Origin of the sequence: Pseudomonas sp. N2-3-1-14 (genome assembly GCF_041228395.1) — a bacterium.
Classification (GTDB): domain Bacteria; phylum Pseudomonadota; class Gammaproteobacteria; order Pseudomonadales; family Pseudomonadaceae; genus Aquipseudomonas.
The window spans coordinates 3277197-3290152 of record NZ_CP166199.1 but is presented as its reverse complement, the minus strand read 5'-3'; the positions used below and the strand labels follow the sequence as shown (position 1 = coordinate 3290152).

The window sequence follows — 12956 nt, the reverse complement described above, 5'->3', positions numbered from 1 at the left end:
CGGTGATCGAGGTCATTTCAACCGCTGCGGTACTCAGTTGGGCAGACGCTCCCGAGATTTCCAAGATCGTGTTTCTGAGATTTTTCTGCATCCGATTGAGCGCATGCATCAAGCGTGAGGCTTCGTCTGAACCTGTAACTTCAAGGTCGTGGGTGAGGTCGCCAGACGCGATATCTTCGGCCAACTTCAGCGAGGCGCTAATGGGGCTGACAATGCTTTTAGTGAACAGGGTCGCCAGGACGATGGTTAAGATAAACGCGACTACCAGTACCGAGATCAAGACTTTAACGCTATGCGTATATACATCTGTCGCGTCTTGCCCCGACACCACCGCCTGACGCGCATTTTGCTCACGAAGCGTTGTTAGCTGCTCCTGATAGGCGCTTGCTCGCTGTGCCTGCTCTGTGTTCGCAAAAAGGACAGCTTGGTCATGGTCAGAAATATCGAGGGCAAGTACGTTCTTGAGACCGTCGATGTAGACATTCATAGCTTGGTTTGTCTTCGAAAACTGGATTTCATCCTGCTCGCCAGAAATCAGATGATCACGGTAAAACGCTGTCTTCGACTGGAGCGTCTGTATGGCGCCTTCGACCAACGACAGCGATTTATCATGCACATCCTTGGTCGTGCTCGAAAGCATGCGAATACTTTCAAGGCGCGCATGGAGCAGGGCGATTTGAATGTCGTCAATGACCTGGACGCTGGGCAGGGAGTTTTGCTCGATGTCCTGCTCTGCATTACGTAGGTGATCTATCTGCAAATACGAGAAGCCCGCCAGGCTTATGAGCAGGAGTGTAATTAGCCCAAAGCAGACGAAAGCCCTGCGCGCGATATTCAAGGATCTTAATTTCATATAGGCCTCCGAGGGCCGGGATTTATTGGCGTGGCAACCCACGTCATTTTGTTGAGCGCGAACAAAACAGACTGTTCATGCGGCACAGTGACTCTCGGCTGCAGCTTGGGTGGCAGACGTAAATCCAGGAATACAAAAGAATGCATCGGGATAATAGGCGCGCTAAATAATTGCGTGCTCATGAGTTGCAGGCGCTCATACCGTAAGCGGGTTGGAGGGGAAAGTTCGATTAATCCAAGCGGAGCGTGCCGCAACGACGTGCGCACCGTTGCAGGCTTCGCGCAGTGAACTACGCTTGCCGGGAACGCTTTGACTTCGATCATTTTGGTAACTGAAAGGGCATGATGGACAAGCGGCTCGCGGGTCTTTCAATACTGCTGACCCTCGGGTGGGTCGCCACAGTGGCGATTGTCATGTGGTATTTCTACGACAATTAATCTAAAGGCCGAATCAATTCAGGCCCCTTAGTCCTCACGTTTCCCACGGCCGTTCTACTGACATTTCGGACACGCCAATATGCCAAGCAATAATATCGAACGTAAAACTTACGCAGCACTTCCTCCTGCCGTGGGGCCCTATTCGCATTCGGTGAAACATGGCAATACCCTGTACCTGTCAGGCTTCACAGCGTTCGGAACTGATGCTCAAGGGCAGAGCCTAGAAAAACAGGCCAATGCTATTTTGGAGCAGATTAAAGCGGTTGCCGCCGAAGAGGGCACCGATATGTCTGCACTCTTGAAGGTGACGCTATTCATCACCGACTTCAGTCAACTCGGCGAACTGCGCAAGGTGCTGGTGCAGCACTATGAAGGGCATTTGCCTGCCAGCTCCCTGGTCGAGGTTTCAAAGTTGTTTTCCCCGGAACTGAATATCGAAATTGAGGCTATTTTCGGGGTGTGACAGGCTGTAGAGACGGCTTTGCATGGTCGAACAATGTGCAAACTGCCCAAAAAATGGCCATGGAAAAGACGACTCAATTTTGCAGTCAGGGCAGCCGATGTTAGTTCACCCGGGGATCAGCGAGGATCGACGCCAGCGCCAACAGCAAGACCTTCGAGCACTTGTTCGTGCCCGGCTTGCGCAAAGGGTGGGTGATCACGTCTTTGGACCGTAGCGAGCGGGGTTACTGGTTGCGTAATGGCATCCAGTTGTGCGGGCACAGCTCAGCAATTTTGCTCGCTGCGGGAGTTTAAACATTTGGCAACGACATCAATTCAATGAGGCATGGCTTTCATCTTGCTCGCGCCGCTCGCCGAGCATACTCTCGGAGCCGCATTTCTTAGGCCTTACTGCCATGTATTATTGGAACAATGATAATTTCGAAGGGCTTCTGGCGCTTGCGGAGAGCCTTGATGCACATTCTGACCTGAAGCCACTTGCGAGCTATTGTCGATATCGAGAACAAGGGCTACGTCGCGAAGCATTTTCTGCACTTGAACGGTTTCTCGTCGCATCCAGTTCGTTTGATAGCGCCGCCGCACGTCGCGCAGCAATCAAAATTCTCGAAGCCAATTCGCGATCCTCAAAAACCCATCAGTTTCTGACGCAGCCGCTCACCGCCCGGTTTCTGGTGCCTACGTTGAAGGCATGGATGGAGGAAGATGCAGTCACAACCTTACCCGTGCGATGGCTCGGGATGCTCAACCGTGACCCTGAACTGCTTACCAGAGCACTTTCTGGGTTCCCCGAAGATATGCCTGTCCGCAGGATGCTGATCGACTTCGCGCTTGGAGGGGTTGACTATGCCACCCATCATCTTGACGAGTCTTTCTTCTTAGGCAGTGTTGACGAGGCGACCTCAGCGCTGGAGCGTGCCAGAAGACTCATAGCAGAAGCCCCTGATCCCGAAGCGCTGGCTTATCTGACATCTGAAGTGCAGCATTTCGATCACCTCATCGCGGACTGGAAAGCCTATTCGGAAAATCCCATAGGCGGCTTCCCCGAATGGTGCGCGAAACTGGGACGAGACTACAAATATTCCGCCAAGGTCTACTACGAGTAGATGAAGGGGCGACAGATCAAGCGCGCATCAGGTTTCCTCAAGAGCGAGTTGGTTTTCATAGCATTTTGAGAGCGGGGAAGGGATCAAATCTGAATGTGGCATCGGCGTTCCTCCCTGAGACGAACAGCGTAGCAGGGAGCTTCTTCGGTGTGGCGCTGCAGGTTGCCGCAGACACCGCGAAGAAATTGAATACGCCCCGCCAAGCGCAGGGCGCGTCTGACACTATTTGCCGAGCTTCTCACGAACGTCAGTAACCATCGGACCAACAGCTTTAACGGCGTCTTTGAGCTGTTGCTCTGTTACGCCAAACTCCTTCGTCCAGTGCTTTAGCTCCCAAGGTTCTGATGTGTTCACTCGAGCACGATCTTGAGGCCCGCGGTTTTTCAGATCATCAGACATATTCCACTCCCTGCGGGTTGGCCTGGAGGGCCCAGGCGACTCCCGATAGAGCATGGGAAGGTATGGGTAGTTCGATTGAGGTTACAGGAGGGTAAGTGCATTCGGCAGGACGCCGGAGGAGGGGAATTGCGGAACAGTGTGGAAATTGCGGAACAAAAAAGAAAAAGGCCTGCATGAGTTTCCTCATGCAAGCCCTTGATATCCATGGTGCCCGAACCCGGAATCGAACCGGGACGCCCTTACGAGCGGGGGATTTTAAGTCCCATGCGTCTACCAGTTTCGCCATTCGGGCGGTAGCGCGGTGCAGCAGGGTTGGGAATATATAGACCCAGGCGCTGGGATGCAAGGTCGAAGGTTGTGTTTGTTGCATTCGCGCAAAGTTGAAAAAGCTTGTCAGATCAGTGATCTACACGAGGAACCTGGCGTCGAGGCGAGGGTTTTGACACGCCACGACATGCTCCTGTCACTATCTGACACAGCCCTGAATTAGAGTGCGCCTGCGTATTCCAGTCAGGTCAGCTCATGAAATTTGCATCTGTTCGCATCGTGACTCAACAGTTTGAGCAACTCATACGGTTCTATCAAAACCTGTCGACTATCGAGCCGCGGCATCGGGCTGATGGTTTTGCCGAGATTCATTTCGAGGGTGTGGTTCTGGCGATAAGCGACGAGCGTTTGATCCGCTTGCATAACAACGGGTTGGCCGTCGCTGCGAGTAACCGCTCGGCGATCCTGGAGTTTCAGGTGGAGGAGGTCGAGGCTATCCTGCTGCGGGTCAGCAGCACGCAAGTGGTAATGCCTGTGACGGTCATGCCATGGGGCAATACTTGCGCACTGCTGCAGGACCCCGATGGGAACCTGGTGAATATTTTCTCAATACCCGAACAGATCAGACAAAGCGCTGCCCACTGAACCCGCGTGGCAAGCGCTGCAACCCAGGCAGGTCGGTCAGGCGTTGTGTCCACGCACTGCGCCAGTCGCTGGCAGTGTGGGTCTGGGTTTTGCGCGCGGAGCGGCGAGCGGCATTGCGTTGTGTGCGGCGCGCTTCTTTGTAGGCTTCGGTATTGCGGCAGGTGCGGCATTTGACTCGGTTCAGCTCGGTGCTGGACGTGAGGTTGCTGCCGTGGTGGCCGCAGGCTAGATGCCCGGCGACCTTGAAGTGAGTGACCATGTAAGCGTCTCCTTCTTATGGGGGTACGCGCATCCCAGACCAGCAGGTGCACGTGAGCAGGGCGGGGCAATTAACCCCGCTGCCTCAGGGTTTGGACCCCGGGCGCGGCGTGGCGTTCGGTTTTGTTGCGCTGCAGGTTCACGTTACCCTGTGGGGCCAAAAATCATAAAAAGGAATGAATGATGACTGTCGACGTGTTGCCCCTGGAAGGCAGTTGCCGTTGTAACCGGGTACGTTTCAGCGTGAGCCTGCCGCCGGTGATTACCATGGCTTGCCATTGCAGCGGCTGCCGGAAAATGACCTCAAGCGCGTTCTCCCTCAGCGCTTTGATCCCCGCCAGTGGCTTTACCGTGACCCAGGGTTGCCCGGTCATCGGCGGCTTGCACGGTGTGGACCGTCACTATTGCTGCCCGCATTGCATGAGCTGGCTGTTTACCCGACCCCATGGCATCGACGAATTCGTCAATGTGCGCGCGACGTTGTTGGATGACGCCCACGATTACGTGCCGTTCATGGAAACCTGGACCAGCGAAAAGCTGCCCTGGGCCTTCACGCCTGCCGTCGAAAGCTTTGCGCAATTGCCTGAGCCGCAGGACTTTGCGCGCTTGACGCAGGCCTACGCCGCGTTCAGCGCACGCTGAGCTCAGTCAATCAGTGCCAGCAGGTCGGTGTCACCTACATCCACGCCCGCCTGGGTCAGCAGCGTGGTTGCCTGGCCTCGGTGGTGGGTCTGGTGATTGAAAAAATGCACCAGCAGGCCAAAGAACGGCTTGCGGTTCGCTGCGCCGCGCATGTTGTGATAACTCAGGTGCTGGTCCAGATCGGACTCGCGCAGGCTATGCGCCCACTCGATGATGAGCTGATCCAGCCACGCGCGATGGGCTGACAGCGCGCGGATATCGGCAAAAGCCAGCTGCTTGAGGTCGGTGGGTGTGGCAATCGCACTCAAGGGGGCCAGCGCCGAAAAGCCCGCTGGATGCTCGGCAAAGCGTTTGAGCCAGACGGTATCCCCTAGCGCCAGGTGATTCAGCGTGCCGAGGATTGAGCCAAAAAACGCCTGTCGATCCGCCGCCAGCTCCGCGTCCGTCAGCGTGCCGGCGGCGTCGTAGAGTTTGCGGTTCATCCACTGGTTGTAGTGCGCCATCAATGCGATGTGCTCGATACGGTTCACGGGGGTTCTCTCTCTCAACGGCGCAATGGCGTCATCATAGAGCGTGCCTGCCCGGCGGTCATGGTGTTCCAGCTGCGGCGGGCTATGGTTGTTGAACGCCAACACTGCGCCCTGGGAGGGCAAGACCATGAATACCAGCGATCTATTGGAACAATTGCTGCGCGGGCAGTCAGGCAGCGCCACCTCGAGCGGTGGCCTGGGCGGCCTGTTGGGCGGTTTGCTCAAAGGTACCAGCACCGGCGCTGCCTCGGCCGGCGGTGGGCTCGGTGGTTTGTTGGGTGGTCTCGGTGGGCTGCTGCGCGGCGCGCCCGCCGGCGGTACGACGCAAGCGCGTTCCGGCGGGATGAATTACGCGGCACTGGCGTCCCTCGGGATGGCCGCGTTTCAGGCGTATCAGGCCTGGCAACGACAGCAGGCGTCCGCACCCCAGCAAGCCATTCAGACGGTTGACCAGCTCGACGGCCCTGAGGCCGAGGCCCACAGCCACGCACTGTTGCGTGCATTGATTGCGGCCGCCAAGGCGGATGGCAAGATCGATGCGCAGGAGCAGCAGATGATTAGCGCCGAAATCGGCCGCCACACCGATGACCCACAATTGCAGCAATGGCTCGACGCCGAAGTGGCCAAGCCGCTCAATGCTGCCGATTTTGCCGAGTATGCGCGCGACCCGGCGGTGGCGTCGGAGATCTACCTGGCCAGCGTGATGCTGGTCAATGATCAACAGGAAGGCGAGCGTAGCTATCTGGATGAACTGGCAGGGCAGTTGCAGCTCGATCCTGATCTGCAACTGCACCTGGAACAGCAAGCCAAGGCTTAGAAACGTAGGGTGGCGCCGGTCGTCAACCACTGGTCGCGCTCGCCGCTCAGGCTCTGCCCGACGACGACATCCACATCCACCAACGCGCCTAGATGGAAGCGGGGCCCGGCCTGCCACGCCTGGTCGCCGCCTTCCTGGCCGTAGCGTTCACCGATCAGCGTCAAAGCATGCGCAAGCTGATATTCGAACCCCGTGCCCCAGGTCAGGCGGTGGTTTTGCTCGCCGCCGTTGTAGGCATGCGTCCAGCCGCCATTCAGGTTCAGGCGCAGCGCTTGGACAGGTTGCCAGGTCAATGGCACATTCAGGTCCGCACCGTCGAACGCGTGTTGGCGATCCAAGGCAACATGCGACGTTGCCGAAACTGCCAACTGTAGCCCCAGGTCGTCGCGTGACCACACCTGGGCCTTCACTTGCGGGCTGACCTGCGTTTGGGCATCGCCGGCCTGGCTGGCGCGCGACAATGCGGCGCTCCATTGCACCAAGGGCAGTGCGTTGAAGGTACAGGCCGGGTTCAAGGTTTCGCTGTGGCTGTTGCCTTCGTGCCGATTGGCGGTGTACCAGGCGTCCACATTGCATTCGCCTGGGGCGTTGACCGCGCCGTCATCAACCACATAGGCGCCACCGGCTGCGTGAGCTTTGGAAAGCAGCGCGATGAGCAGGACAAGGCCCAGGGTCACGCCAATAAACGTAAGGTTGCGTTGCAGTGCACGCCGCTTGGCCGGCGGCAGCAGCAACAGGGTATGGCGAGCGCCGCGATAGTGACGTGCGCGATATTTGGCAAACCCGTCTTGGCGATGAGGGGTGTGTTTTTTGTGCATGATGCACCTCGCTTGAATTCAGCTTTCTACGGTCAGCACCGAAATGCCGCTGGCTTTGGCCTGGCAGACCAGTTCCGAGGTGTCGTCACCACCCGGCAGGGCGATGACCACGTCGGGGCGGCTGTCGGTCAGCATGAAATGGTTGCGCTGGCGTTCCGCCTGCTTGCCATGGCGTTGCCAATTGGGCGGGTAGCGCACCACGTCAATGCCGATTTCCCGCGCCCATTCCTCAACGTCACTGCCCAGAAATTGGTTGCCGCCGTGAATCAATACCTGCACCGGGCGCAGGCGGTGGTAAGCGTCCAGCACTTGGCGGGACTTTTTGGTGTCGGCGTAATGACGACCTGCACAGATCAACACGCGCATAGTCAGAATCCTTGTGTTGCACGGTGGCCGCCGGGCGACGGCCACCGTTTCAGAGGCGGGTGATCAGTACCACTGCTTGAAGCGGCGGATGTAGATCGTTTTCATCAGTTGGGCCACGCAGCAGTAGGCGAACAGCGTGCCGACCAGCCATGGGAAGTACGCCAGCGGCAGCGGCTGCAGGCCGACCAGGGTGCCCAGAGGCGAGAACGGCACGTAGATCCCCAGGCCGATGACGAGGGCGGTCATCATCAACACCGGCCAGGCGGCCGTGCTCTGGAAGAACGGGATCTTGCGGGTGCGCAACATGTGCACCACCAGGGTTTGCGAGAGCAGCCCCTCGATAAACCAGCCGGACTGGAACAGGGTCTGCATTTCCACACTGTTGGCGCTGAACACGTACCACATCAGCGCAAAGGTGGTGATGTCGAAGATCGACGAGGTCGGCCCGATCCAGATCATGAAGCGGCCGATGTTTTTCGCATCCCACTTGCGTGGCTTGGCCAGGTATTCCTTGTCCATCTTGTCCCACGGCAGGGCCAGTTGGGAGATGTCGTACATCAGGTTTTGCAGCAGCAGGTGGATCGCCAGCATCGGCATGAACGGAATGAACGCGCTGGCCACCAGCACCGAGAACACGTTGCCGAAGTTGGAACTGGCGGTCATGTTCAGGTACTTCATGATGTTGCCGAAGGTTTCGCGGCCCTTGAGCACGCCTTCTTCCAGCACCATCAGGCTCTTTTCCAACAGGATGATGTCGGCTGATTCCTTGGCGATGTCGGTGCCGCTGTCCACCGAGATGCCCACGTCAGCATCGCGCAGCGCCGGCGCATCGTTGATGCCGTCGCCGAGGAAACCCACAGTGTGACCGTTGGCTTGCAGCGCTTTGAGCACCCGGGATTTCTGCAGCGGCGTCAGCTTGGCAAACACGGTGCGTTCTTCCACGCGGCGCAGCAGCGTCGCGTCGTCCATCGCTTCGATTTCTACGCCCAGCAGTGGTTGACCAGGCTCCAGGCCGACCTGGCGGCAGATCTTGCTGGTGACCACCGCGTTGTCGCCGGTCAGTACCTTCACCGCCACGCCAATTTGTTGCAGCGCCGCAATCGCCGGGCCCGCAGTTTCCTTCGGTGGATCCAGGAAGGTCAGGAAGCCCTGGATGATCAGGTTGCGCTCATCGGCGGTGGTGTACTGCTGGCGAGCCAGGGATTTGGGGATGTTGCGGGTGGCGACCACCAGTACGCGAAAGCCATCCTCGTTGTAGTCATTGGCCAGTGCCAGCAGCTCGTCACGGCGATGATCATCCAGCGGCACTGCAGCGCCATCTTCCATGACGTGGGTGGAAATGCTCAGCATCTCTTCCACCGCGCCTTTGCACACCAGCAACTGGTCACCGGCGGCGTCCTTGACCACGATCGACAGGCGGCGGCGCACGAAGTCGAACGGCAATTCATCGACCTTGCTGTAGGCAAATGGCCGCTGGAACTTGGGGTTGTGTTCCGAGAACTGCACCACGGCCTGGTCCATCAGGTTTTTCATGCCGCTTTGGTGGTAGCTGTTCAGCCAGGCCAGGGACAGCACCGCATCATCACGTTGGCCAAAGGCGTTGACGTGGTGTTCGAGGATGATCTTGTCCTGGGTCAGGGTGCCGGTCTTGTCAGTGCACAGCACGTCCATCGAGCCGAAGTTCTGGATCGCATTCAGGCGCTTGACCACCACTTTGCGCTTGGCCATGGCGGTAGCGCCCTTGGCCAGGTTGGCGCTGACGATCATCGGCAGCATTTCCGGGGTCAGGCCCACCGCCACGGCCAGAGCGAACAGGAATGCATCGCCCCAGTCGCCTTTGGAGAAGCCATTGAGCAGGAACACGATCGGCACCATCACCAGCATGAAGCGAATCAACAGCCAGCTGACGCTGTTGACCCCACGGTCGAACGCGGTCTGCACCCGCGAGCCGACAATCGCCTTGGCCAGCGAGCCAAAGTAAGTGCGCGGCCCGGTGGCGACCACCACGGCCTTGGCGCGGCCACTGACCACGTTGGTGCCCATGAAGCAGATGTTTGGCAGGTCCAGCAAGTTGCCCTGGTCGGCCGCCAGCGAAGAGGCGGATTTTTGCGTGACATCGCCGAGCGTGTCGTATTTTTCGACCGGCAAGGCTTCACCGGTCAGCACGGCCTGGCTGATAAACAGGTCGCGGGATTCGATCAGGCGCACATCGGCAGGGATCATGTCGCCGGCCGACAGTTGCACGATATCGCCGGCGACCAGGTCGCGCATCGGCACTTCGCGCAGGGTCGGCTGAGCGCCGACTTGCTCACGCCGCAGCACAGTGGCGGTGGTGCGCACCATGGCTTTGAGTGCTTCGGCGGACTTGGCCGAGCGGTGTTCCTGCCAGAAGCGCAGCAGGCTGCTGAGCAGCACCATGGTCATGATGATGATGACTTTGGTCAGGTCGACTTCTTCACCGGCCTGCAACGGCAGCCAATAGTCGGTGACAAAGCTGATGCCCGCCAGGGTCAGCAACACGTAGATGAAGGGATTGTTCAGCGCCTGCAGGAACTGGACGAGGGCGTGAGGCGGCTTGTCGTGGGCCACTTCGTTAAAGCCTTCGCGTTGCAGACGCGCCGAGGCGTCCAGTTCGGTCAAGCCATCCTGGGTGGCTCGCACGTTGGCGAGGGTGGCCTGCAGGCCGTTCTGGGCTTCGCGGGCGGCGCGCATCGACAGTTTGGTGTCGGTGTCGGTGCCATTTTTCTTGTGCAGAGGCGTGTTTTTTACGGCGCTCATTGTCTGTACTCCTGTCGCCAATTCTCGACAAAACATACCCGGTACTTACCTGAAGACAGGCGAGCGAAAGCATGCCGAGCCGCAAACTTCGCGATCGGTTTAAATAAGGTGTTCACATAACTTCTACAGCGCCCGCCACACGCGCGTTAGTTAACTAACGCGCAGCGGGCTACTACTGGACGTGTTCATAAAGAACTCCAGAACATCAATTAGAAAGTTGCTGTTTCCAGCCCGGTTAAGCGCTGCGAGTGCTCAGGTAAAGTCCGAACATCAGGCGCGCTTGAGCCAGCATGGAAACCTGGGGTCTCTGCGGGTCTTGAGGGTCGGCATGGTCCCAGTGCTGCAGCAGTTGGCCGCTGGCAGGGCACAGGTGCCAGTGCGCCAACACCGGGGCCGGACGCGCTTGGTCTTTACTGGATTGAGGGGAGGGTGCAGCAAACGTGGCCCGGGTAGGCGAAAAGCCTGCGGGCTCGCGGCACAGCTTGGCGCGCAGGGCGGCGGCCAGCGTACGTACATCGGGCAAAGCAATGAGTTGGAAGGTCATAACACACCTCGGGACCGGACGGGCGACCGGTGAGGCAGTTACGGTGGAGCATCAAGCTCTAGCGCAGCTTACCGGACCTGGAAGGCGAGTCCTGTCATATTCTGGGTTTGGCGCCCGATGCCCGCTAAAGCGGTGCTCGGACAGCGACTAGATACTGTGTCCATTGGCTTCTTTTGTGAGGTTTAAAAAAGGCCCCAGTTGCGGGCACGGGCAATCTACTCAGACGGTTACAAAATGTCAACGCATGATTAATTAAATCAGTCCGCGTTCAGAGTTTATTCAGACAAGGGGCACGGTTAGTTATGGGATATATAACTTCATACGCCCTGTGCAGCCAGAACTGCCAGATAGATCAACACTAAACCACACGCGCCGTAACTGACGCGCTGCCACAGCGGCGAGGCGTTTTTGCGTAACAGATTGACCAGCGCCGCAATCAGAAAACACGACAGCACCGACGCCAGCATGAAACCTGCAAAAAACATCAGGGTTTGCCCAGGGCTGGGCGTGGCGCCGACGATCCCGGACAAGGCGCTGCCCAACGCGCCCCAGTACACAATGTTCTTCGGGTTAGCCAGGGAAATGGCCGCGCCCACTGCCAGCGCATTCTGTCCGGAGCGGACCGGCCCGCTGTCCGCCGCGGGCAGGTGCCAGGCGTCGATCAGGCTGCGCACACCGAGCCAGGCCAGGTACACCGCGCACACAATCGTCAGCGGAACGCGCACGGCTTCATGCTCAATCAGCAGGGCGATGCCGGTGAGGCCGATCACCGCCCAGGCGGCGTCGCCCACCAGCGAACCGATCTGTACCAGCAAGGCAGCGGTGAACCCATGGAGCAAGCCACGGCGCAAGGTTTCTGCCAGCACCGCGCCGGGTGAGAGGCAAAACACAAAACCGAATACCAGCGCGTAAAAAAAGATCGTGACCATGCCGCTTTCCTTCAACAGAGGCGCGCAGTGTGCGGCTGTGTGGCGCAGGTGTCTTGAACCAGATTGCGCTTTCAGCGTTTCAACAGGCTTTGATAGCGGCCTGGGGTAATGCCATAGGCGGCGCGAAAGTGCCGGTTGAGATGGCTTTGGTCAGCAAACCCCAGCTCATGCGCGACGTCGCTGGCCGAGGCGCCGCGGCGCAAGAGTCCCTTGGCACGACACGTACGCAATTGCATCGCCCACTGCCTGGGGCTCAGCCCGGTTTCTTTCTGGAAGGTGCGCAACAGATGGAATTTGGACAAGCCCAGCTCATCGCCCAACTGGTCCAGCGGCAGCGCTTGGCTCAGTTGCTCGGCGAGCAGCTCCTGGGCGCGGCGGATCATGCCTTTGCCGCCCGTGGCAGCGCCGGGCAGGCGCACGCCGCTGGCACCCACCACTTCACCCAGCAGCAAAACCAAGGCGTCTTCGTTAATCTCGCGGAGCAATGGGGCGTTGTTCAAGGCACCTTTGACCGCCGCAGCCAGGCGCTGTGCCAGGTCGGGCTGCAAGCAGAGCGAGCGATCAAATTCCACCTGGGCCAGCCCCAGGTCAGCCGCCAACGCGTCGGCCGCGACGTACAGGCTGACAAAATGCCAGGGTGCGCCATCGGCCGCGCCGCCGCCTTGAATCTGCCCGGGGTTGTACAGCGTGATGCTGCCGGGCCCGGCCTGGAACTCGCGGCGGTCGAGCCAAACGCTTTCCTCGCCGACCAGGTTTACGCCGATCACGCATTCATCATGGCTATGGCGGGCAAAGGTCAGGCCCGTGCAGCGTGTATGGGTGACTTCGTAGTTGCCCAGCCAGGCATGTTGCATGGCGCTCATAGGGTCGGCTCGATAGAAAATCAGCCGTGAGCATACGCTGACGAGGGTGTTCAGATCGACCACTGGCTGCAACGTGCGCTTAAGGATACGCACTGTGAGCCGGTCGCTATTTGGGGGCGAGCTTACTGGGCAGGATGACTGTTCAGTAAGCTCTGCACCTTCCAAAAAGAGGTTCAGGGTTTTAAATATTTCATTGATGCAAACGAGGACGCGTGTTTTTTATAAATACGCTCGTCATCACTATC

14 protein-coding genes, 1 tRNA gene and 1 pseudogene are annotated in these 12956 nt (G+C 58.6%); 5 read left to right on the top strand and 11 right to left on the bottom strand.

The window, feature by feature from the left end; genetic code table 11:
- Positions 1 to 133: 133 nt before the first annotated feature.
- Positions 134 to 853: pseudogene (locus AB5I78_RS15110) on the bottom strand (MCP four helix bundle domain-containing protein); the annotation flags it as partial.
- A gap of 516 nt (positions 854 to 1369) precedes the next feature.
- Between AB5I78_RS15110 and AB5I78_RS15105 the strand changes: the two are divergent.
- Complete coding sequence (locus AB5I78_RS15105; protein WP_369302928.1) at positions 1370 to 1753, top strand: RidA family protein; 384 nt, start codon at positions 1370 to 1372, stop codon at positions 1751 to 1753.
- 394 nt (positions 1754 to 2147) lie between these two features.
- Positions 2148 to 2855 (top strand): hypothetical protein, encoded by a 708-nt coding sequence (locus tag AB5I78_RS15100; RefSeq protein WP_369302927.1) that lies wholly within the window; start codon positions 2148 to 2150, stop codon positions 2853 to 2855.
- A gap of 222 nt (positions 2856 to 3077) precedes the next feature.
- On the opposite strand, the gene AB5I78_RS15095 is transcribed toward AB5I78_RS15100, so the two are convergent.
- Positions 3078 to 3254, bottom strand: a complete 177-nt coding sequence (locus AB5I78_RS15095) for a DUF3606 domain-containing protein (RefSeq protein WP_145160942.1) — start codon at positions 3252 to 3254, stop codon at positions 3078 to 3080.
- 205 nt (positions 3255 to 3459) lie between these two features.
- A tRNA-Leu gene (locus AB5I78_RS15090) sits at positions 3460 to 3546 on the bottom strand.
- 230 nt (positions 3547 to 3776) lie between these two features.
- Here AB5I78_RS15090 and AB5I78_RS15085 point away from each other — a divergent pair.
- Entirely contained in the window at positions 3777 to 4166 is a 390-nt protein-coding gene (locus tag AB5I78_RS15085; RefSeq protein ID WP_369302926.1) for a VOC family protein, read from the top strand.
- Here AB5I78_RS15085 and AB5I78_RS15080 read toward each other — a convergent pair.
- Positions 4144 to 4425 (bottom strand): hypothetical protein, encoded by a 282-nt coding sequence (locus tag AB5I78_RS15080; RefSeq protein ID WP_145160938.1) that lies wholly within the window; start codon positions 4423 to 4425, stop codon positions 4144 to 4146. The two genes, AB5I78_RS15085 and AB5I78_RS15080, sit on opposite strands and share 23 nt — an antisense overlap.
- Positions 4426 to 4607: 182 nt before the next feature.
- Between AB5I78_RS15080 and AB5I78_RS15075 the strand changes: the two genes are divergently transcribed.
- A complete protein-coding gene (locus tag AB5I78_RS15075; protein WP_369302925.1) occupies positions 4608 to 5066 on the top strand; it encodes a GFA family protein in 459 nt (152 codons plus the stop codon).
- A gap of 2 nt (positions 5067 to 5068) precedes the next feature.
- On the opposite strand, the gene AB5I78_RS15070 is transcribed toward AB5I78_RS15075, so the two are convergent.
- Complete coding sequence (locus AB5I78_RS15070) at positions 5069 to 5596, bottom strand: DinB family protein (protein ID WP_369302966.1); 528 nt, start codon at positions 5594 to 5596, stop codon at positions 5069 to 5071.
- 127 nt (positions 5597 to 5723) lie between these two features.
- Here AB5I78_RS15070 and AB5I78_RS15065 point away from each other — a divergent pair, with 127 nt between their 5' ends.
- The gene (locus AB5I78_RS15065; RefSeq protein ID WP_369302924.1) at positions 5724 to 6413 is read left to right on the top strand and encodes a tellurite resistance TerB family protein; all 690 of its coding nucleotides are present in this window, start codon (positions 5724 to 5726) and stop codon (positions 6411 to 6413) included.
- On the opposite strand, the gene AB5I78_RS15060 is transcribed toward AB5I78_RS15065, so the two are convergent.
- From AB5I78_RS15060 to AB5I78_RS15035, 6 genes are all read right to left on the bottom strand, one after another.
- A complete protein-coding gene (locus tag AB5I78_RS15060; protein ID WP_369302923.1) occupies positions 6410 to 7231 on the bottom strand; it encodes a hypothetical protein in 822 nt (273 codons plus the stop codon). The two genes, AB5I78_RS15065 and AB5I78_RS15060, sit on opposite strands and share 4 nt — an antisense overlap.
- A gap of 18 nt (positions 7232 to 7249) precedes the next feature.
- Positions 7250 to 7597 (bottom strand): DUF2493 domain-containing protein, encoded by a 348-nt coding sequence (locus AB5I78_RS15055; RefSeq protein WP_106579131.1) that lies wholly within the window; start codon positions 7595 to 7597, stop codon positions 7250 to 7252.
- Positions 7598 to 7660: 63 nt separating this feature from the next.
- Positions 7661 to 10375, bottom strand: a complete 2715-nt coding sequence (gene mgtA / locus AB5I78_RS15050) for a magnesium-translocating P-type ATPase (RefSeq protein ID WP_369302922.1) — start codon at positions 10373 to 10375, stop codon at positions 7661 to 7663.
- A 235-nt stretch (positions 10376 to 10610) separates the two neighbouring features.
- The gene (locus tag AB5I78_RS15045) at positions 10611 to 10919 is read right to left on the bottom strand and encodes a hypothetical protein (RefSeq protein ID WP_369302921.1); all 309 of its coding nucleotides are present in this window, start codon (positions 10917 to 10919) and stop codon (positions 10611 to 10613) included.
- Between the two features lie 317 nt (positions 10920 to 11236).
- A complete protein-coding gene (locus tag AB5I78_RS15040; RefSeq protein WP_369302920.1) occupies positions 11237 to 11848 on the bottom strand; it encodes a LysE family transporter in 612 nt (203 codons plus the stop codon).
- Positions 11849 to 11919: 71 nt separating this feature from the next.
- Entirely contained in the window at positions 11920 to 12711 is a 792-nt protein-coding gene (locus AB5I78_RS15035) for an AraC family transcriptional regulator (protein WP_369302919.1), read from the bottom strand.
- Between the last annotated feature and the right edge of the window lie 245 nt (positions 12712 to 12956).